The 19,162-nt window shown below is 60.5% G+C and carries 20 protein-coding genes; 11 read left to right on the top strand and 9 right to left on the bottom strand.

All coding sequences use genetic code 11. The annotated features are described in order from the left end of the window. Positions 1–126: 126 nt before the first annotated feature. Together KGB07_RS15880 and KGB07_RS15875 are read right to left on the bottom strand one after the other, a co-directional pair. Positions 127–645, bottom strand: a complete 519-nt coding sequence (locus KGB07_RS15880; RefSeq protein WP_008052993.1) for a cupin domain-containing protein — start codon at positions 643–645, stop codon at positions 127–129. A 9-nt stretch (positions 646–654) separates the two neighbouring features. Further along, positions 655–1,473 carry a shikimate 5-dehydrogenase gene (locus KGB07_RS15875; protein ID WP_046042776.1) on the bottom strand — a complete coding sequence of 273 codons (819 nt, stop codon included), beginning with the start codon at positions 1,471–1,473 and terminating at the stop codon, positions 655–657. A 246-nt stretch (positions 1,474–1,719) separates the two neighbouring features. Here KGB07_RS15875 and KGB07_RS15870 point away from each other — a divergent pair, with 246 nt between their 5' ends. The 3 genes from KGB07_RS15870 (at position 1,720) to KGB07_RS15860 (ending at position 2,815) form a co-directional block, all read left to right on the top strand. Then, positions 1,720–2,079 (top strand): hypothetical protein, encoded by a 360-nt coding sequence (locus tag KGB07_RS15870; protein ID WP_046042778.1) that lies wholly within the window; start codon positions 1,720–1,722, stop codon positions 2,077–2,079. A gap of 234 nt (positions 2,080–2,313) precedes the next feature. After that, positions 2,314–2,508, top strand: a complete 195-nt coding sequence (locus KGB07_RS15865) for a hypothetical protein (protein WP_008052996.1) — start codon at positions 2,314–2,316, stop codon at positions 2,506–2,508. 115 nt (positions 2,509–2,623) lie between these two features. After that, positions 2,624–2,815, top strand: coding sequence for a hypothetical protein (locus KGB07_RS15860; protein WP_046042862.1), 192 nt, complete (start codon positions 2,624–2,626; stop codon positions 2,813–2,815). Here KGB07_RS15860 and KGB07_RS15855 read toward each other — a convergent pair. Further along, positions 2,812–3,873, bottom strand: a complete 1,062-nt coding sequence (locus tag KGB07_RS15855; protein WP_046042779.1) for an AI-2E family transporter — start codon at positions 3,871–3,873, stop codon at positions 2,812–2,814. The genes KGB07_RS15860 and KGB07_RS15855 overlap by 4 nt on opposite strands. 160 nt (positions 3,874–4,033) lie before the next feature. Between KGB07_RS15855 and yegQ the strand changes: the two genes are divergently transcribed. Continuing rightward, positions 4,034–5,359 (top strand): tRNA 5-hydroxyuridine modification protein YegQ, encoded by a 1,326-nt coding sequence (yegQ, locus tag KGB07_RS15850; protein ID WP_046042780.1) that lies wholly within the window; start codon positions 4,034–4,036, stop codon positions 5,357–5,359. 35 nt (positions 5,360–5,394) lie between these two features. Here yegQ and KGB07_RS15845 read toward each other — a convergent pair whose 3' ends face one another. Then, entirely contained in the window at positions 5,395–6,258 is an 864-nt protein-coding gene (locus tag KGB07_RS15845; protein WP_046042781.1) for a LysR family transcriptional regulator, read from the bottom strand. A gap of 96 nt (positions 6,259–6,354) precedes the next feature. Between KGB07_RS15845 and KGB07_RS15840 the strand changes: the two genes are divergently transcribed. Then, positions 6,355–7,266: a DMT family transporter gene (locus KGB07_RS15840; RefSeq protein WP_223465888.1), complete on the top strand. Its 912-nt coding sequence runs from the start codon at positions 6,355–6,357 to the stop codon at positions 7,264–7,266. A gap of 147 nt (positions 7,267–7,413) precedes the next feature. On the opposite strand, the gene KGB07_RS15835 is transcribed toward KGB07_RS15840, so the two are convergent. Continuing rightward, positions 7,414–8,124 (bottom strand): FadR/GntR family transcriptional regulator, encoded by a 711-nt coding sequence (locus KGB07_RS15835; protein ID WP_046042783.1) that lies wholly within the window; start codon positions 8,122–8,124, stop codon positions 7,414–7,416. Positions 8,125–8,403: 279 nt separating this feature from the next. Between KGB07_RS15835 and KGB07_RS15830 the strand changes: the two genes are divergently transcribed. The 3 genes from KGB07_RS15830 (at position 8,404) to ampC (ending at position 12,371) form a co-directional block, all read left to right on the top strand. Further along, a complete protein-coding gene (locus KGB07_RS15830; RefSeq protein WP_046042784.1) occupies positions 8,404–9,750 on the top strand; it encodes an MFS transporter in 1,347 nt (448 codons plus the stop codon). Positions 9,751–9,774: 24 nt separating this feature from the next. Further along, complete coding sequence (gene gudD, locus KGB07_RS15825) at positions 9,775–11,118, top strand: glucarate dehydratase (RefSeq protein ID WP_223465887.1); 1,344 nt, start codon at positions 9,775–9,777, stop codon at positions 11,116–11,118. A 143-nt stretch (positions 11,119–11,261) separates the two neighbouring features. Beyond that, entirely contained in the window at positions 11,262–12,371 is a 1,110-nt protein-coding gene (gene ampC, locus KGB07_RS15820; protein WP_411741537.1) for a class C beta-lactamase, read from the top strand. A 134-nt stretch (positions 12,372–12,505) separates the two neighbouring features. Here ampC and KGB07_RS15815 read toward each other — a convergent pair whose 3' ends face one another. Further along, entirely contained in the window at positions 12,506–13,057 is a 552-nt protein-coding gene (locus KGB07_RS15815) for a DUF4174 domain-containing protein (RefSeq protein WP_046042787.1), read from the bottom strand. 180 nt (positions 13,058–13,237) lie between these two features. Between KGB07_RS15815 and KGB07_RS15810 the strand changes: the two genes are divergently transcribed. Then, a complete protein-coding gene (locus tag KGB07_RS15810) occupies positions 13,238–13,606 on the top strand; it encodes a VOC family protein (RefSeq protein WP_046042788.1) in 369 nt (122 codons plus the stop codon). Positions 13,607–13,626: 20 nt separating this feature from the next. On the opposite strand, the gene KGB07_RS15805 is transcribed toward KGB07_RS15810, so the two are convergent. After that, the gene (locus KGB07_RS15805) at positions 13,627–14,412 is read right to left on the bottom strand and encodes a sulfite exporter TauE/SafE family protein (RefSeq protein ID WP_007988000.1); all 786 of its coding nucleotides are present in this window, start codon (positions 14,410–14,412) and stop codon (positions 13,627–13,629) included. Between the two features lie 128 nt (positions 14,413–14,540). Continuing rightward, positions 14,541–15,290, bottom strand: a complete 750-nt coding sequence (locus KGB07_RS15800; RefSeq protein ID WP_046042863.1) for a hypothetical protein — start codon at positions 15,288–15,290, stop codon at positions 14,541–14,543. A gap of 208 nt (positions 15,291–15,498) precedes the next feature. On the opposite strand from KGB07_RS15800, the gene KGB07_RS15795 reads away from it, so the two are divergent. Further along, a complete protein-coding gene (locus KGB07_RS15795) occupies positions 15,499–16,320 on the top strand; it encodes an aldo/keto reductase (RefSeq protein ID WP_046042789.1) in 822 nt (273 codons plus the stop codon). 29 nt (positions 16,321–16,349) lie between these two features. Further along, positions 16,350–16,820 (top strand): DUF1810 domain-containing protein, encoded by a 471-nt coding sequence (locus tag KGB07_RS15790; RefSeq protein WP_046042790.1) that lies wholly within the window; start codon positions 16,350–16,352, stop codon positions 16,818–16,820. Here the strand turns inward: KGB07_RS15790 and KGB07_RS15785 are convergent. Then, the gene (locus KGB07_RS15785; protein WP_223465885.1) at positions 16,785–19,145 is read right to left on the bottom strand and encodes a DNA polymerase II; all 2,361 of its coding nucleotides are present in this window, start codon (positions 19,143–19,145) and stop codon (positions 16,785–16,787) included. The genes KGB07_RS15790 and KGB07_RS15785 overlap by 36 nt on opposite strands. Positions 19,146–19,162 lie beyond the last annotated feature (17 nt).

Here is a 19,162-nt window from a genome sequence, read left to right as displayed (position 1 = left end):
AAGATGCCCACTGTGGCGAGGGAGCTTGCTCCCGCTGGGCTGCGAAGCGGCCCCGAAAAGGGGACTGCTTCGCACTCCAGCGGGAGCAAGCTCCCTCGCCACAAAAGTATCCGTCATCCTGTATCGCTACTCGCCGTCCCAGTAATCCACCCCATCGGCTTGCCGGGCAACGGCAACAAAGCCTGACGCATTACCCTCGGCATCCACCTTGAAGTCATCCATCACGGCGTATTTACCGGAATCCGGGTATTCACAGATCTCCGGCGATTGCTGGGTGCTGACGGCCAGGTACCGCAACTCGCCGTTACTGGTATTGATGATCTGATGCGCCTTTTCAGGCCCGCCCGGTGGACAAGCGATCACATCACCGGCGCGGATCGGAAAACGTTCGGTTCCCAGGCGAACCTCCCCTTCCCCGGCCACGACGTAGAACATTTCCTCATTGACCCGATGACTGTGGAACGGGCTGCCGCGCATGCCTGGCTCCAGCACATACAGGCGATAACCCAGCTTTTGTGCCCCCAGTTGCTGACCGACGCGGGCCAGGCGCTGTTGGTAGCGACCGGCGGTTTCACCGCTCGGCGCAAACGCTTCGGGCAGCGGTTCAAGTTCGACTGAATTCAGGTTGAGAATGGGGGGATGCATGGACACCTCCTAGCTGCGGGCAAACGCCACGGCCTTCTGGAATTGCTCATCCGTTGGCCGCACGCCGGTATAGAGCACAAATTGCTCCAATGCCTGGATCGCGATCACTTCCAGCCCGGTGATGACCCGCTTGCCTTCGGCACGAGCACGCATGATCAGCGGAGTTTCGGAGGGAATCGCCACCACATCGAAGACAGTGTCCGCTTTTTCGATCACGTCAGGCTCAAAGGCCAGTTGCTCGGCCTCCGGCCCCCCCGTCATGCCGATCGGGGTGACGTTGACCAGCATTTGCGGGCGACGACTCCCCAGCTCGGCCTGCCACTCATACCCCAACGACTGCGCCAGTGCCTGTCCGGCGCGCTCGTTGCGGGCCACGATCAGGCCGCTTTCATAGCCGCCATCGCGCAAGGCGCTCGCCACGGCCTTGGCCATGCCGCCACTGCCGCGCAAGGCAAAGGTCGAGTCCTTGGGCACCTGGTGTTTTTCCAGCAACTGGGCAACGGCGATGTAGTCGGTGTTGTAGGCTTTGAGATGACCGTCGGTGTTGACGATGGTGTTGATCGATTGAATGGCGGCGGCCGATGCGTCGAGTTCATCCACCAGGGCAATGCAGGCTTCCTTGAACGGCATCGACACGCCACAGCCACGAATGCGCAGGGCGCGAATGCCGACAACGGCACCCGGCAGGTCCTGGCTGGCAAAGGCCTTGTAGTAGAAATTCAGGCCCAGCTGTTCATACAGATGATTGTGAAAACGCAGACCAAAGTTCCCGGGGCGTCCTGAAAGGGACATGCACAGCTGGGTGTCTTTGTTGGGGTTCATCTGCACGGGCAAGCTCCTTCAAATGCACTTTTCGGATGGACGGGATTAGCCCTCCATCGGGTTCTGATCGATCATATAAGTGTGTTAACACGGCCTTACACGGGTCGGTAAGAAAGTCGGTACAGACCTTACACAAAATTTACCTAACGGCCGTGCTGTTTTTCAGAAAAACGCTGTCTTAGAAGTATCCCCGCGACAATCCTTGGGTCTATTGCAGACACAAGCGCCGGGCTGAAGAACCGAGGAACTATCATGATCCGTAAAGTCCCCACAGTAGCCTTGCTGATCGGCGCCCTCGCTATCGCAGGACAGGCGCAAGCCCATGGTGGTGGTAATTACTGGCAGGGCCCGGCGGTGTTTGGCGCGATCGTCGGTACTGCCATCGTCGGCTCGGCTCTGATCAACGCCAACCGCCCGGTTTATGTCGCACCGCAACCGGTCTACTACCAGCCCGCGCCGGTTTATTACGCACCACCGCCTCCGGTTTACTACCAACCGGCCCCGGTCTACGTGCAACAACCGATCTACTACCGCCCGGCCCCGGTGTACTACGGACCACCCCATGGTTACTACGGCCCGCCACGCGGCTACTACGGCCACGGCCGCTGGTAACGAACTCATCCAGCCCCGCTGATAAAGCGGGGCTTTTTTATGCCCGTTTGTCGGTACAGGTCTGGATAAATCTCGCCAAGGTCGCTATCGGGACAGTACCCGTGGCAAAAATGGGCAAGATGGACTCGACCCGATTTCTGCCGTGCGGCAAAAAACGGTCATATTTTTGTCATGACAGTTCCGCAAGCTCGGTGCTGTCCGTCGATAACAGTTGAAAACAACAAGGACGACCACATGCCAACGCAAAACCCGCACCGCATCGTCGGTCTGTGCACCTCCAGCAAGGTGTACAACGCACTGACCGAACTCAAGCACCTGGAAGGTCATCGCAGCGCCAAATTTCTCTCGCTGCTGACGCAAAGCCTGGTACGCAAGGGCCTGCTCAACGAGCAGGAAGTGGTTCATATGCTCGATCAGGTGGTCAGCTGACCGACCAACGGTCGTTTGCCCCCTCTGGCATCAATGACCACTATCGAAAGCGTTGATTACCCCTAAAGGCACCCTGACCTTAAAGTAACTCCACAGATTGATGGAGGTACTTGTCGTGTCCAAGGTTCAGATCATGTCCGTTATCGGCAGCGCCGTCCCCGCACAGCTCAGAGAGCTGGGCATGCTCGCCTGCTGGTATCTGGTGCAGGATGGCGTGCAGATCAGCGGCCCGCTTACTTCGCTACCCGCCGCCAAGGAGCTGTCGCAACGCATCGGCACCGGCCAGTCCGGCAGGCTCAACGCCTAAGGCAACTGCACCCGCGGTTTGGTTTCAATGAAAATGGCCCAGCTCGACATGAACAGGGCCGCGATCAGCGGGCCGATGACAAAGCCGTTGAGTCCGAAAATCGCCAGGCCGCCGAGGGTAGAGATCAGGATCATGTAGTCCGGCATCCTGGTGTCCTTGCCCACCAGAATCGGTCGAAGCACGTTATCCACCAGGCCGATCACGAAAACCCCAAACAACCCCAGCACTATGCCCTGCCAGATCGCCCCGGTGAGCAGGAAAAACACCGCCACCGGCGCCCAGACTATTCCCGCCCCCACCGCTGGCAGCAGTGACAGAAACGCCATCAACACCGCCCAGAGCAATACGCTGGGGATGTCCAGAAACCAGAAAATCAGACCGCCCAGTGCGCCTTGCGTGATGGCCACCAGCAGGTTGCCCTTCACCGTGGCCCGCACCACACGATTGAACTTGAGCTGCAAACGACGTTTCTGCTGTTCCTGCAACGGCACCGCCGCACGCACCTTGCGCGCCAGTTCCGCACCGTCGCGCAGGAAGAAAAACAGCAGGTACAGCATGATGAAAAAACTGACGACGAACTCGAAGGTGCCCTGACCAAAAATGAAGGCCTGCGCCGCCAGCTCCTGACCGCCGGTCATCGCGCTTTTGACGATTTTCTCTCGCAGCCCGTTCAACTCACCCATGCCGAAGCGATCCAGCAGATGCTGGAAATACGGCGGCAGGCTGTGCTTGAACTGCGACACGTACCCGGCAATATCGAGTTCGCCGCTCTCGACGCTTTTGTAGAGCGACGCACCCTCTTGAACCAGCAAGGCGCTGATGATGATCACCGGCAGAATCGCAATCACCAGGCAAATGCTCAATGTGCACAGCGACGTGAGGTTGCGTTGCCAGCCGAACTTCTCTTGCAGCCGGCGCTGCAGTGGCGCAAAGACGATGCCAAGGATCACCGCCCAGAACACCGCGCCGTAAAACGGCAGCAGGATCCAGATGAACGCAGCGCTCACCAGCACCAGCAAAACCGTCAGTGATTTGTCTTGTAGGGGCGCTTCGTTCATGTCCGATCCGTGCCAGAGAGGACGAAAAACTTCCGCCCTGATGTTTAGTCCACTACGGCTCGCGCGAGTGCCATCGGTTTGTTGAACAAGCATAGATCCAGGTCAATAATCCCTCGCCACCGAACGTTTACCCTGCGCGGCTTTTGCGACCGACACTGCCATGAACTTCACCGCGCCAGAACTGCTCGCCCCCGCCGGCACCCTGAAAAACATGCGTTACGCCTTCGCCTACGGCGCCGATGCCGTGTACGCCGGCCAGCCGCGCTACAGCCTGCGGGTGCGCAACAACGAATTCGACCACGCCAACCTGGCCCTCGGCATTCGCGAGGCCCAGGCCCAGGGCAAGCGCTTCTACGTGGTGGTGAACATCGCGCCGCACAACGCCAAGCTCAAGACCTTCCTCAAGGACCTTGAACCGGTGATTGCCATGGCCCCGGATGCGCTGATCATGTCCGACCCCGGCCTGATCATGCTGGTACGCCGGCACTATCCGCAGATGCCGATCCACCTTTCGGTGCAAGCCAATACGGTGAACTGGGCGAGCGTCGAGTTCTGGCAGCAGCAAGGCTTGAGCCGGATAATCCTGTCCCGGGAGCTGTCCCTGGAGGAAATCGCCGAGATCCGCGAGCAAGTGCCGGCCATGGAACTGGAAGTGTTCGTGCACGGCGCGTTGTGCATGGCCTATTCCGGGCGCTGCCTGCTGTCGGGCTACATGAACAAGCGTGACGCCAATCAGGGCAGTTGCACCAATGCCTGTCGCTGGAAATACTCGGCGCAACCGGCCACGGAAAACAATCTCGGCGAGATCGTGCAACAGTATCAGCCGGAACCCACCCTGGGCATCGGCGCGCCGACCGAGCAGGTGTTCCTGTTGCAGGAAGCCAATCGTCCCGGCGAACAGATGCCGGCCTTCGAAGACGAACACGGCACCTACATCATGAACGCCAAGGACCTGCGCGCCGTGCAGCACGTCGAACGCCTGACCCACATGGGCGTGCACTCCCTGAAAATCGAAGGCCGGACCAAATCGCACTTTTATTGCGCGCGCACCACCCAGGTTTATCGCCGAGCCATCGACGATGCGGTGGCGGGCCGGGCCTTCGACCGCGACCTTATGACCGATCTGGAATCCCTCGCCCAGCGCGGCTACACCGAAGGCTTTCTACGCCGCCATGTGCATGACGAATACCAGAACTACCAGAACGGCAGCTCCGTCTCGGAGCGCCAGCAGTTTGTCGGTGAATTGACCGGGCAGCGCCGAGATCGCCTGGCCGAGGTCAAGGTGAAGAACCGCTTCGGCCTGGGCGATCACATGGAGCTGATGACGCCCAAGGGCAACTTCCACTTCGATCTGCATCAGTTGCAAAACGCCAAGGGTGAAGCGATCGAGGTTGCACCGGGAGATGGGCATACGGTGTATTTGCCGATACCGGATGCGGTGGATCTGGAGTTTGGGTTGTTGATGCGGGATATCAGCGTGACCTGACCTGCAAATCCACCCAATTCCTACAGGGAAATGTGTCAGGCAAACTCTTCGCGGAGCATCGCCACAAACGCCTCCCGCGCCGGGTGCACCCCGGCGTTTTCGTGCCAGTAGAACAGGCTCTCGATTGCCGTCAGTTCGGGAAACTCGAACGCCACGCACCCGGCGCCCTTGGCGTATTGATCGAAAACCCCTTTAGTCACCAGTGCCACGCCGGCCCCGGCGCTGACGCAACCGACAATCGCGCCATAGCTGGCCAGGCTGACAATCGGCAGCGCCAACCCATTGCGCAATAACCAATGCTCCATCGCTGCCCGGTAAGGACAGCCCTGAGGCCAAAGGAACATCGTCTTGTCATGCAGGTCCGTCACGTTGCGCAACGGCCCGAGGGAGGTTGAGGCTATCAACAGCAACTCTTCGCGGTACATCGGCGTGCGCTTGAGGTGCGCACGCTCGACGTCGACCGCGACGATTGCACCGTCGAGCTTGTGATTGAGCGTGTCGTCGAGCAACTGGGCCCAGGTGCCGGTGGTCAGCTCCAGCGCCACCTGCGGGAAACGCTTGTGGAATTTCGCCAGCAACCGCGGCAATCGCCCGGTGGCCGACGACTCGATGGCCCCGATGCGCAGCGGCCCCGAGGGTTCGGCGGAAGGGTCGACCGCGCGCTTGGCCTCGGCGGTGAGAGCAAGAATTTTCGAGGCGTAGGCCAGGAAGGTTTGCCCCGACGGGCTGATGCGCAGCCCTCGACCCTCACGCAGGAACAGCGCGACACCCAATTCGGCCTCCAGGGCCTTGATCCGTGCCGTGATGTTCGACGGTACGCAATGCAACAGCTCGGCCGCGCGGGCGATGCTGCCGACATCGGCCACGGTCTTGAACATGCGAATCTGTGCCAGCTCCATACATCACCAAAAGTGAACGGTTAGCGCAGTATAAGTCAGTTGTGGCGAACGATCCGCTTTCTGATACTCGGTGCATCCGCCCACAGGTGCACGACCATGACGCCGCTCACACCCTCCCCCGTTTCCCCCTGGAAAATCATCCTGGCCATGGCGTTTGTCGTGGCGTGCTGGGGCTATTCCTCGACCGGCATCCATATCGGACTGCTGGCCTACGACCCCGTACATCTGGCACTGCTGCGCTTCCTGCTGGCTTCCGTGTTCATGGCCGTGGTCGCGATGTTCAAGGGCATTCGCCTGCCGAGCCTGCGCGATCTGCCGTTGATGTTCGGCCTGGGTTTCTTTGCCGTGAGCCTGCACCACGTGGCGATCAACTTCGGGCAGCAAGGTGTCAGCGCTGGCGCTTCGAGCGTCCTGGCCCAGACCACGCCCCTGTTCAGCACGCTGATCGCGCGCTTCGTGTTCAAGGATCAGGTGAGCCTGTGGCGCTGGGGGTGTGTGCTGCTCGGGCTGTTTGGCGTGGTGATTGTGGTGGCGGGCGATCATGGCCTGGGCAGCATTGATGCCCACGGCTTGTTGATCCTGCTGGCGGCGGTGTCCTGGAGCCTCTACTTTGCCCTGCAAAAGCATCACACCGGGCGTTACGACGGGCTGACGCTGGTGTGTTACACGGTGTGGTCCGGGACGGCGCTGTTGCTGGTTTTCTTGCCCGGCCTGGCGGATCAAGTCGCCCTGGCGCCGCTGCGTGTGCAATTTGCGGTGATTGCCCTGGGGATATTCCCCAGCGCCCTGGCGTACCTGGCCTGGGCCTATGTGCTGGCGCATGTCGATTTGAGCCGGGCGACGATGACGCTGTATTTGACGCCTCCGACGGCGATGGTCATTGCGTCCTATGCGCTGGGCGAGCGGCCAACGTTGATGATCGTGGTCGGCGGGCTGGTGGTGTTGGTGAGTGTGCTGGCGTTGAATCTGGAGCGGCGGGCTGTGGTTGTTCAGGCTGTCAGGGTCTGATTCAGGTTTTTCGCTGACAGGCCTGACGCTATCGCGAGCAAGCTCGCTCCCACAGGGTTTTATGGTTGCCGCGGTTCTTGAGCACGCCCCAGAACCTGTGGGAGCGTGGCTTGCCCGCGATGAACGATGACGCGGTATCACTGACCATCAACTGGGAGAAAACCGGTCACGGCTGTTGGTCAGGTGCAACCACATCGCCGCCCGCGCCGCATCCGGATCCTGGCGCTTGATGGCATTGAGAATCGCCTCGTGTTCAAGATTGGCCAACTGGCCAAGCTTGCTCAAGTCCACCGCGCCACGCTCGGCGGCATTGACGCGGGTGCGCGGGATCATGGCACTGCCCAGGTGCTGCATGATTTCGGTAAAGCATACGTTGCCGGTGGCTTCGGCGATCAGCAGATGAAAACGCCGGTCCGCTTCGACACAGCTGTCGTTGTTGGCCAGCAGGCTTTGATAGTCATCCAGTGCTTCACGCATCTGCGCCAGTTGCAGATCGCTGCGGCGCGTTGCCGCCAGCGCCGCCGCCTGGGTTTCCAGGCCCATGCGCAATTCCAGAATGCTGCGCACCCCCAACGCGGTATCGACATTCAGCCGCAGCCCCTGCTCCGGTGCGCGCTCGATCACGAACGTGCCAATGCCGTGCCGGGTCTCCACCAGCCCCGAAGCCTGCAACTTCGAGATCGCCTCACGCACCACCGTGCGACTGACCCCGTGTTCCTGAACGATAGTGTTTTCCGACGGCAGCTTGTCGCCGGGCAACATCTGGCCGAGCAGGATGCGCTGGGTCAGTTTCTCCACCAGGTCATGGGCCAGGTTATGGCTGCGCTTGCGGGCGGGTACTTCGAGGTCTTCTTGCATCGGGGTGTCCGGAAATCAGGGCTATCGAATCGTAGCACCGCGTCGGGCGGGAATCCTGAAAAATCTCGCTCAACTTGTATGACAACACTCAACAACAAGCCGATATTGGTTCGTTTTAAAGGCCATCAGCCACCGCCAATAGAATCAAAATCTCCGACAATGCGCCATTTCATTGAGCAAGCGTGGTTGCAAGATCAAAAAATGTAGTTGTATGATGTCTATCAACAACGCAGCACTCAGCTTCACCCCGCATAAAAATAACGAGTGGGAGAAAACGCAGTGAATACATCCATCTCCGGGATGCACGACGACGCCAATTCAGCGCTGAAGTCCGCCATCGCCAAAGTCAAACGTCACGTCTTGCCGCTGTTCGTCATCATGTTCATCGTCAATTACATTGATCGCGTGAACATCGGTTTCGTCCGCGCCCACATGGAACACGACCTGGGCATTGGCGCGGCCGCCTACGGCCTGGGTGCCGGTCTGTTCTTCATCGGTTATGCACTGTTCGAAGTGCCCTCCAACATCCTTCTGCAAAAAGTCGGCGCACGCATCTGGCTGACGCGGATCATGTTGACCTGGGGCCTGGTCGCCGCGGGCATGGCGTTCATCCAGAACGAAACCCACTTCTACATCCTGCGTTTTCTGCTGGGCGTGGCCGAAGCCGGGTTCTTTCCCGGGGTGATCTACTACTTCACCCGCTGGTTGCCCGGCGTGGAGCGCGGCAAGGCGATTGCCATCTTCCTCAGTGGCTCGGCGTTCGCTTCGCTGATCTCAGGCCCCCTGTCCGGCTTGCTCCTGCAAATCGAAGGGCTGGGCCTGCACGGCTGGCAGTGGATGTACTTCATCGAGGGCATGTTTTCGGTGGGGTTGTGCGTGTTCGTCTGGTTCTGGCTGGACTCCAGGCCCCACGACGCCAAATGGCTGAGCCGCGAAGAACAGGACGCGCTGGTCAAGGCCATCGATGACGAACAACTGGCCCGGGAAGCCGCCACGCCGATCAAGCCGTCGCTGGGCAAATTGCTCAAGGATCGCCAGATCATTCTGTTCTGCCTGATCTACTTCTTTATCCAGTTGACCATCTACGCCGCGACCTTCTGGCTGCCGAGCATCATCAAGAAGATGGGCGACCTGAGCGATGTCCAGGTCGGGCTGTTCAACTCGATTCCGTGGTTGCTGTCGATTGTCGGCATGTACGCCTTCGCTTCCCTGTCGGGCAAATGGAAACACCAGCAAGCCTGGGTCGCCACCGCCCTGCTGATCGCTGCGGCCGGAATGTTCATGTCCACCACCGGCGGGCCGATCTTCGCCTTTGTCGCCATCTGCTTTGCCGCACTGGGCTTCAAATCGGCCTCGTCGCTGTTCTGGCCGATTCCCCAGGCCTACCTGGATGCGCGCATTGCCGCTGGCGTCATCGCGTTGATCAACTCAGTAGGCAATCTCGGAGGTTTCGTTGCGCCGACCACTTTCGGCCTGCTGGAAGAACGCACCGGTTCGATTCAGGGCGGGCTGTACGGCCTGGCCGCGACCTCGATCATCGCCGCCATCATCGTGTTTGCCGCCCGCAACACACCGAAACCCGCATCTGCCGTGGCGCTGGGCAAACCTGCACCCAACCACGCCTGAATTGTGCTTTTTAAGGATTGGAATATGAACCCACAAGACACCGCAAAAGCCCCGGTCATCACCAGCATGCAAGTGGTTCCGGTCGCCGGCCACGATGGCATGCTGCTCAACCTGAGCGGCGCCCACGGCCCGTTTTTCACTCGCAACATCGTGATTCTCAAGGACAACGCCGGCCACACCGGTGTCGGCGAAGTACCGGGGGGCGAGCGCATCCGCCAGACCCTCGAAGACGCACGCAGCCTGGTGGTCGGCAGCCCGATTGGCACTTATCAGAAGATCCTTAATCAGGTACGCCAGACCTTCGCCGACCGCGATGCCGGTGGCCGCGGCTTACAGACCTTCGACCTGCGCATCACCATTCACGCCGTCACCGGACTGGAAGCCGCATTGCTCGACTTGCTCGGCCAGCACCTGGACGTGCCGGTAGCCGCCCTGCTCGGCGAAGGCCAGCAGCGCGATGAAGTGAAGATGCTCGGCTATCTGTTTTATGTCGGCGATCGCAACGCAACCGACCTCGCCTACCGCCGCGAACCGGACGCCGACAACGACTGGTTCCGCGTGCGGCACGAGAAAGCCATGACCGCCGACGCTGTGGTGCGCCTCGCCGTCGCCGCGCACGCAAAGTATGGTTTCAAGGATTTCAAACTCAAGGGCGGCGTGCTCAGCGGCGACGCGGAAATCGAAGCGGTCACGGCCCTCGCCGAACGCTTCCCCGATGCGCGCATCACCCTCGACCCGAATGGCGCCTGGTCACTGAAAGAAGCCATCCGTCTGTGCCGCGACCAGCACCACGTGCTGGCCTATGCCGAAGACCCGTGCGGGGCGGAAAACGGTTACTCGGGTCGCGAAGTCATGGCCGAGTTCCGCCGGGCCACGGGCCTGAAAACCGCGACCAATATGATCGCCACCGACTGGCGGGAAATGGGCCACGCGATCCAGTTGCAGTCGGTCGACATTCCCCTGGCCGACCCGCACTTCTGGACCATGCAAGGCTCGGTGCGCGTGGCGCAGATGTGCCACGAGTGGGGCCTGACCTGGGGCTCGCACTCCAACAACCACTTCGACATTTCCCTGGCGATGTTCACCCATGTCGCAGCGGCCGCGCCGGGCGAGATCACCGCCATCGACACCCACTGGATCTGGCAGGACGGCCAGCGCCTGACCAAGTCCCCGCTGCAAATCGTCGACGGCTGTGTGCAGGTGCCGCAGAAACCGGGGCTGGGGGTGGAGCTGGACATGGATCAGGTCGCCAAAGCTCACGAACTGTACAAAGGCATGGGCCTGGGGGCGCGGGATGACAGCGTGGCAATGCAGTTCCTGATTCCCGGCTGGAAGTTCGATAACAAGCGGCCGTGCCTGGTGCGTTGAGTTGACGGTTGCGCGTGGCCGCCTGTTGGCGGCCTATTTTAAAAAGCGCTCGGAGCATGGCGCTTCACGCCCTAAAATGGCGCGCAACTGAATCAACGACGGATGAAACCAACATGGACAGGCTGAAAACCATCGCCGCTTGCATGGCGATATTCGCCGCGGGCCAATGCGTGGCACAGGATCAAATCGAGACAGTGGTGAACGCCGCTGTACAACCGGTGATGCAAGCCGAGGGCATTCACGGCATGGCCGTGGCAGTCACCGTCAACGGCCAAGCGCATTACTTCAACTATGGCGTCGCCTCGAAAGAAACCGGCAACCCCGTCACGCAAGACACCCTGTTCGAAATCGGCTCCGTCAGCAAAACCTTCACCGCCACCCTCGCCGCCTACGCCCAGACCACGGGCAAGCTGTCCCTGTCGGACAAGGCCAGTCAGGTCCTGCCGGCCTTGCGCGGCAGTGCGTTCGACCACATCAGCGTGCTGCAACTGGGCACCTACAGCGCTGGCGGTTTACCGCTGCAATTTCCTGCTGAATCTGATTCTGCCGACAAAATGCTCGGCTACTACAAACAATGGAAACCGCTCTACGCCCCCGGCAGCCACCGACTGTATTCAAACCCCAGCCTTGGCCTGTTCGGCTACCTCGCCGCCCAAAGCATGGGCCAGCCGTTTGATGAGCTGATGGAGAAAACCCTGCTGCCGAAACTGGGCCTCAAGCACACCTATGTGCACGTGCCGCAGGATCAGATGGCGCTGTACGCCCAGGGCTACAACAAGGACGGCAAACCGGTACGGGTCACTCCGGGTGCGCTGGATTCCGAGGCGTACGGGGTGAAAACCAGCGCCGCGGACTTGCTGGCCTACGTCGGTGCAAACATGAAACCAGCGTCCCTGGAAAAGCCGTTGCAGCAAGCCATCGCCTTGACCCATAGCGGTTACTACACCGTAGGCGATATGACCCAGGGCCTGGGTTGGGAGTTGTATCGCTACCCGATCACACTGGATCGTTTGCTGGACGGCAACTCCACGCCAATGGCCATGCAAGCCCATGAAGTCCAGTGGCTAAACCCGCCACAAGCGCAGCCAGAGAACGTGCTGATCAACAAGACAGGCTCAACTGGTGGCTTTGGTGCTTACGTGGCGTACGTGCCATCGAAGGGCATCGGCATTGTGATGCTGGCCAACAAGAATTATCCCAATGCAGAGCGGGTCAGGATTGCTCATCAGATTCTGAGCGCCCTTTCCCAATAGCGACTGATCCATCTGTGGGAGCGAGCTTGCTCGCGATGGCGTCGTAACAGTCGATACAATGGTTGAATGTCAGGCCGTCATCGCGAGCAAGCTCGCTCCCACAGAAAAACCTTCCATCGCCACAAGATTGAGGTTCAATCATCCGGCATTTCAGGCGGCTTGGAGGGCTTGGCCGGTTTGCTGTTTTTTCCGGGTTTGGCGCCTTTGACCGCAGGCTCCGCTTCAGCGACGGGTGCAGCCACGGTCGCGGTAAATTCTTTCTCGGCCGCGGGCAACTGATCGACAGCGCTGAAAATCTCGTCCAGCTTGAAGGCGTCCGATTGCTCAAGTTTCTTTTCGCCGTCCTTGCCGACCAGGATCACCTTGGTCTTGGCGCCAGCACCCAGCTTGAGCGAGCGGATCAGCGCCGCCGTGTCCTGTGGCCCCAGGTCTTTGCCGTCGCGCTGGCCCATCAGGTTGAGCACGGTGTAGAGCACCATGTTGCGGTCGGTGAAACCCTTGCGGTTGGCTGGCTCATCCAGAGACTTTTTCAGGCCGACCCAGTTCGGATCAACCGTGCTCGGAGCGATGACAATCAGTGGCCGAGCCCTGCCCTTGTCCATGTCCAGCGGTGAGTCGCCATCGGCGGCGAACGAGGTGCCGGCAATCGCCAGCAAAGTAGCCAGGGTCAGTGACCTGATGAGCATGCGCATCTCCTTCTGATATCCACGCTCTAATGATTGCGCATCGCGGCGATCGTTCCGGGTGACGTACCGCAAATATTTTTCGCCTTGCCCCAAGCTTAGGTCAGGGCGGTCATTGCGCAACAGGCTGGGCTAATCTGAAGGCTCATGACAACCCGCCTGATCCGTCGTGAGGACTTGCCCATGAGCACTCAGTTGAATCACACCATCGTCTGGTGCCGGGACAAGCAGGTTTCGGCGAATTTCCTGGCCAGCCTCCTTGGCCTGCCCGCCCCGCAGCCCTTTGGGCCCATGCTGATCGTCAAACTGGATAACGACGTGTCACTGGATTTCTACGACAACGACCCGCCGATAGCGTCCCAGCACTACGCATTCTTGATGGGCGACGAGGATTTCGATGCGGCCTTCGCACGCCTGCAAGCCAACGGTCAGCCGTGGTGGGCCGACCCGGGCAAGCAGCGACTGAGGGAGATCAATGATTACGCGGGAGGACGGCGGGTGTATTTCGATGACCCGGACGGGCATCTGCTGGAAATATTCACCCGCGAATGAAGCTTTCGTGGCGGCTTGAATCAGAACGCCAGTTTGTAGCCGATCAACAACAGCATGGTCGCCAGGCAAGGGCGCAGCAATTCGTCGGAGATGCGCCCGGTCAGGTGGCTGCCCAGGTAAATCCCCGGCAACGAGCCCACCAGCAAGTAACCCAGGACGTGCCAATCCATGTTGCCCATGCTGGCATGGCCAAGCCCCGCGACCAGGGTCAGCGGCACGGCGTGGGCGATTTCAGTCCCCACCAGGCGGCGGGTCGGCAGCATCGGATAGAGGATGAACAGTGCCACGGTGCCCAGTGCACCGGCGCCGATGGACGTCAGCGCGACCATGGTGCCAAGGACCAGCCCGGTGATGACCGTCATCACATTCAAGCGCAATCCGCTGGGGTTGTAGTTGCCGCCCGCACGTTTGTGGGCGAAGTCGAGCAGGCGCTTCTTGAACAGGATCGCCAGTGCCGTGGCAAACAACACAAAACCGAGGGCCTGCTTGATGATCGCGTTCATCGCCTCGGGGGCGCTGTGCAGGGTGCTGAGGAACCACAGCGTCAACGCCACCGCAGGCACGCTGCCCAAGGTCAACCAGCCGGTAATCGCCCAGTCGATGTTGTTGTTCTTGCGGTGAACCAGTACACCGCTGGATTTGGTGATGGCGGCGTATAGCAGATCGGTACCGACGGCCGTCGCCGGGTTGATGCCGAACCCTAGCAGGATCGGCGTCATAAGCGACCCGCCACCCACGCCAGTCATGCCGACGATGAAGCCGACGACCAGCCCGGCAACGACCAACCCGATGTTCACTAAATCCATGAATACGTCCACAAAGATCACAAGGGAAATCTGGCCCGCAGCATAGCGATATTTCTTATAACCAGTTATATCGATGCGATCTATCTTTATACCCTGAATTCAATTCCCACAAGGAATATGTGTCGTGCTCACTGAACCGGCAGGAAATTCAGGAACAGCAGGCTCTGGGCATAGTTCAGGCCGATGCGCCGGTAGCGTTCGTCGAGCATCTGGGTCAGCAGGTCCAGCCGGGCGACGATCTTGCCGAACTCGACGGCGAAGCTCAGGTTGCTGCCCTCCTCCGAGATTTCGTTGGAGAACAGCAAGGGCAGGCCCTCTTTGTTCTGTCGCTGGCTGAGGATCCAGGTGGCGATCTCGATGTTGCGCGCGGCATTGCTGACGAACACCGGGTTGATCGTATCGGTCATGTAGAACTCGAGGCGATTGCCATGGGCGGTCACCAGCATGCTGCCGATGGCATAGATGAACGCCCCGACCCGGTCGCCGAGAAACTCCGGGCTCATGGCAAACCTCAGGGCCGCAAGGTCCTTTTTGCCGCCCAGGGTCGGTAATGGCTGCTGCAGCTCAATGGCCATGCGCACTTGCTTGCCGGCGGTGCGGGCATCGAGGAAACCGGATTTTTTCAACTCATCGGGGTTACGCAGGTAGAGCTTGCTCATCAACAGGTAAAGGCTGTCGAGGTTGTCGCGCATGGTCAGGGTGGCCATACGGTCGACGCTGGTTTGCAGGAACTCCTGGGGTTTGCCTTCGCGCATCTGGTTGATGATGTCGCCGCCCTGCTGTTGGCTGCAACCGGTGACGAAGAACATCGACAGACCTGCCAGCAGCAGGCAATGACGGCGGATTTTAGTGGTGATCGCGGGTGAAACTCGAGCCATGGGTTCTTGGACTTGGGCATGGGCCTACGGTGGGGATCGCCGCAGGCTGCCATGGATAGAGCCGGACATTTCGAAAAAGTGCAGTATCGGCACAGAGCAATCGATCACCGGCAGGGTGCAGTTCAAGAGATCACAGCCTGTGGCGGAACCGATGGACTATTCTGCTGCCCACTGAAACAACCATCGGCATTCATAAAGGAGGTTTTGCATGCGCACGCTAGAACTGGCCGGCACCCGGGTTCCGGTCATCGGCCAGGGGACCTGGCAGATGGGCGAAGACCGTTCACGGCACACGGAAGAAGTCGCGGCACTGCGCCTGGGCATCGAACTGGGCATGACCCTGATCGACACCGCTGAGATGTACGCCGAAGGCGGCGCCGAGGAAGTGGTCCGCGATGCCATCGCCGGTCAGCGCGACAGCGTCTTTCTGGTCAGCAAGGTGTACCCGCACAACGCCAGCCGCCAGGGCATTCCCCTGGCTTGCGAGCGCAGCCTGCGCAGGCTTGGCACCGATTATATCGACCTGTACCTGTTGCATTGGCGCGGCCAGTATCCCCTGGAAGAAACCGTCGACGCCTTCGAGCGCTTGCGCGAAGCCGGCAAGATCGGCCGTTGGGGCGTGTCCAACTTCGACCTCGACGACCTGCTGGAACTGGAAGCTCCGGCCTGTACCACCAATCAGGTGCTCTACAACCTGGAACAACGGGGCATAGAATTTGATTTGCTGCCCTGGAGCCAGCAACGGCGGCTGCCGGTCATGGCTTACTGCCCGATTGGCCAGGGCGGTAAAATGCTCGCCAATACTACGCTCAGGCAAGTGTCCGCCCGTCACGGCGTCACACCGGCACAGGTGGCACTGGCATGGATACTGCGTCAGGAGGGAGTGATCGCCATCCCCAAGGCGGTCCGACTCGAACATGTACGCTTCAACGCCCAGGCCGCCATGTTGCAGCTTGAGCCCGGGGATCTGGAGGCGCTGGACCAAGCGTTTCACGCGCCACAACGCAAACAGCGGCTGGCCATGGTCTGAACCACCGCAGTCTGTCAGAGAGCTTCGTCATGAGAAGCACCGACCACCTGGACCCGTTCAATCTGCAACGTTTTCTCCAGGCTCAGGAACCGGTATTCGAGCGGGTTCAAAACGAGCTGAACAACGGACACAAGCGCAGTCACTGGATGTGGTTCATTTTTCCGCAGTTTGCCGGGCTCGGCGGCAGCGAGATGTCGCGCCGCTTTGCCATCCGCTCGCGGGAGGAAGCCCTGGCCTACCTTGAGCATCCGTTACTGGGCGCCCGGCTGCGCACCTGTACCCAGGAAGTGCTGAACATCCGGGAGCGCTCGGTAGCGGGGATTTTCGGTCATCCCGACGACCTGAAGTTTCACTCCTCGATGACCCTGTTTGCCCAGGTCGCCGACGCCGACAGCCTTTTCCAGCAAGCCTTGAACCAGTACTTCCACGGCATCCTGGATGACTGGACCCTGTCGCTGATGGACTCAAAACAGGCCCAGTTGCCCACCAATCAGGGTTGAGAAGTCGTCGTCGACAAACGGCAGTATCGCGTCCGCCACCGGTTGCAGCTGCCGGGTGATGTAGTGGTCGTAATCGATGGGCGCGCTACGCACTTCCAGCGGTTCGGGGCCGGCGACGGTGATCACGTAGCTGATCCAGCCGCCGTTCTGGTACTGGCGCGGGCGGCCCTGCCGGTCGTTGTACTCGTCGGCCAGGCGCGCCGCGCGCACATGGGGCGGTACGTTGCGCTGATAGTCATCGAGGGTGCGGCGCAGGCGTTTGCGGTAGATCAGCCGGTCATCGAATTCGCCGGCCAGGGTCTTGCGCACGTAGTCACGCACATAGTCCTGGTAGGGCTTGCGCAGGAAGATCCGCGAATACAGCTCTTGCTGGAATTGCCGGGCCAGCAGCGACCAGTCGGTGCGCACGGTTTCCAGGCCTTTGTAGACCATTTCGTCGCTGCCGTCGTCCCGGGTGACCAGCCCGGCGTAGCGCTTCTTGCTGCCTTCTTCGGCGCCGCGAATGGTCGGCATCAAAAAACGCTTGTAGTGGGTTTCGAACTGCAATTCGAGAACGCTCTGCAGGCCGTATTCCTGCTGCACGTGCTCGCGCCACCACTGATTGACGTGCGCCACCAGCGCATGGCCGATCTGCGCCGCCTCCTGCTGGCCATGAGCGCGACGCAGCCAGACGAAGGTCGAGTCGGTGTCGCCGTAAATCACCGCATGCCCCTGGGCCTCGATCAACTGGCGGGTGCGCAGCATGATTTCGTGTCCGCGCAAGGTGATGGACGACGCCAGGCGCGTGTCGAAGAAGCGACAACCGCTGGAGCCGAGCACACCGTAAAAGGCGTTCATGATGATTTTCAGCGCCTGGGACAGCGGTGCGTTGTGTTCGCGCTTGGCAGTTTCCCGGCCTTCGGCCACCCGGGCGACGATGGATGGCAGGCAATGTCGGGTGCGAGAAAAGCGCGCGCCACGAAAACCCGGCACCGACTCGCTGTCGTCCGGATGCTTGAGCCCTTCAATCAGCCCCACGGGGTCAATCAGGAAGGTGCGGATGATCGACGGATAGAGGCTTTTGTAGTCGAGCACCAGCACCGACTCGTACAACCCCGGTTGCGAATCCATGACAAACCCGCCGGGACTGGCTTGCGGTGGCTTGCCGCCGAGGTTGGGTGCAACGAAACCCTGACGGTGCATCAGCGGCATGTACAGGTGCGTGAACGCCGCCACCGAACCGCCCATGCGATCGGCCGGCAAACCGGTGACGCTGGCCCGCTCCAGCAGGAAGGTGAGCAACTCGGTCCTGGCGAAAATCCGCGTGACCAGTTCGCAGTCCTTGAGGTTGTATGTGGCCAGCGCCGGTTTGTCCTCGGCGAACATACGATTGATTTCGTCCATGCGCTGGTACGGGTTGTCGATGGACTTGCCCTCGCCGAGCAAGGTTTGCGCGACGTTTTCCAGGCTGAACGAGGGGAAGCTCCAGGTCGCCGAACGCAGGGCCTCGATACCGTCGATGATCAAGCGGCCAGCAGCTGAAGCGAAGTAATGGTTGCCGCTGCCGTGTTCACGCCACTGCATTTCCTCGCCGCCACGCCCCAGTTTCAACGGCACCGCCAGGCGCCGGGCGTGTTCGTGGAGCACCCGCAAGTCGAACTGCACGACGTTCCAGCCGATGATCGCGTCGGGGTCGAACCGGGCAAACCAGTCGTTGAGCTTTTTCAGCAGCAGGGTTCGCGAATCGCAGTATTCGAGCTGGAAATCCACCTGGCCAGCGTCGCCGTTGGGCGGACCGAGCATGTACACCTGACGCTCGCCGCAGCCTTCCAGGGCGATGGAATACAACTCGCCCTGGGCGGTGGTCTCGATGTCCAGGGACACCAGTTTCAGGCTCGGACGGTAGTCGGAGTCGGGTTTCATCTGCGCGTCGAGCAGCAGGCCCTCGGCATTCGGCGTGCCACTGAAGCGCACCGGTGCGGTGATGAAACGTTCCATCATGTAGCGTTCCGGCGGGCGCACGTCGGCTTCAAACACCTCGACACCGGCCCGGCGCAGCGCGGTTTCCAGGCGCATCAACTGGCCATGTTGCTGGCAGTAAAGACCGAGGACCGGGCGATGTTCGAAATCCTGCAGGGCCAGGGGCTTGAGCTCGACGTTCTTCTCGTCATGCAAAACGCTTTCGGCGGGCTGACGCTGCGCAGCGGGGATGAACGCCACCGATGGTTGGTGAGGCAGGCGGATACGCCGGGGACCGCTGTCGGTCGCCAGCCAGAATTCGACTTCCGTACCGGCCGGGGTGTCGCGCCAATGCCGGGTCAGGACGAAGCCCTGCTGTAGATCCACCACTGCAAACCTCGAAA

Origin of the sequence: Pseudomonas sp. GL-RE-26 (assembly GCF_019956275.1) — a bacterium.
In the GTDB taxonomy this organism is placed as follows: Bacteria; Pseudomonadota; Gammaproteobacteria; order Pseudomonadales; family Pseudomonadaceae; genus Aquipseudomonas; species Aquipseudomonas grandcourensis.
The sequence above is the reverse complement of the archived record's forward strand: the minus strand, read 5'-3'. Positions and strand labels throughout refer to the sequence as shown.

What these genes read in the sequence shown, in the direction of transcription:
- KGB07_RS15810 (WP_046042788.1), top strand. Translation starts at nt 13,238, where the DNA reads ATGAGCACTCAGTTGAATCACACCATCGTCTGGTGCCGGGACAAGCAG.
- KGB07_RS15840 (WP_223465888.1), top strand. Translation starts at nt 6,355, where the DNA reads ATGACGCCGCTCACACCCTCCCCCGTTTCCCCCTGGAAAATCATCCTG.
- gudD (WP_223465887.1), top strand. Translation starts at nt 9,775, where the DNA reads ATGAACCCACAAGACACCGCAAAAGCCCCGGTCATCACCAGCATGCAA.
- KGB07_RS15870 (WP_046042778.1), top strand. Translation starts at nt 1,720, where the DNA reads ATGATCCGTAAAGTCCCCACAGTAGCCTTGCTGATCGGCGCCCTCGCT.
- KGB07_RS15855 (WP_046042779.1), bottom strand. Translation starts at nt 3,873, where the DNA reads ATGAACGAAGCGCCCCTACAAGACAAATCACTGACGGTTTTGCTGGTG.
- KGB07_RS15835 (WP_046042783.1), bottom strand. Translation starts at nt 8,124, where the DNA reads ATGCAAGAAGACCTCGAAGTACCCGCCCGCAAGCGCAGCCATAACCTG.
- KGB07_RS15805 (WP_007988000.1), bottom strand. Translation starts at nt 14,412, where the DNA reads ATGGATTTAGTGAACATCGGGTTGGTCGTTGCCGGGCTGGTCGTCGGC.
- yegQ (WP_046042780.1), top strand. Translation starts at nt 4,034, where the DNA reads ATGAACTTCACCGCGCCAGAACTGCTCGCCCCCGCCGGCACCCTGAAA.
- KGB07_RS15790 (WP_046042790.1), top strand. Translation starts at nt 16,350, where the DNA reads ATGAGAAGCACCGACCACCTGGACCCGTTCAATCTGCAACGTTTTCTC.
- ampC (WP_411741537.1), top strand. Translation starts at nt 11,262, where the DNA reads ATGGCGATATTCGCCGCGGGCCAATGCGTGGCACAGGATCAAATCGAG.
- KGB07_RS15800 (WP_046042863.1), bottom strand. Translation starts at nt 15,290, where the DNA reads ATGGCTCGAGTTTCACCCGCGATCACCACTAAAATCCGCCGTCATTGC.
- KGB07_RS15845 (WP_046042781.1), bottom strand. Translation starts at nt 6,258, where the DNA reads ATGGAGCTGGCACAGATTCGCATGTTCAAGACCGTGGCCGATGTCGGC.
- KGB07_RS15815 (WP_046042787.1), bottom strand. Translation starts at nt 13,057, where the DNA reads ATGCTCATCAGGTCACTGACCCTGGCTACTTTGCTGGCGATTGCCGGC.
- KGB07_RS15865 (WP_008052996.1), top strand. Translation starts at nt 2,314, where the DNA reads ATGCCAACGCAAAACCCGCACCGCATCGTCGGTCTGTGCACCTCCAGC.
- KGB07_RS15880 (WP_008052993.1), bottom strand. Translation starts at nt 645, where the DNA reads ATGCATCCCCCCATTCTCAACCTGAATTCAGTCGAACTTGAACCGCTG.
- KGB07_RS15795 (WP_046042789.1), top strand. Translation starts at nt 15,499, where the DNA reads ATGCGCACGCTAGAACTGGCCGGCACCCGGGTTCCGGTCATCGGCCAG.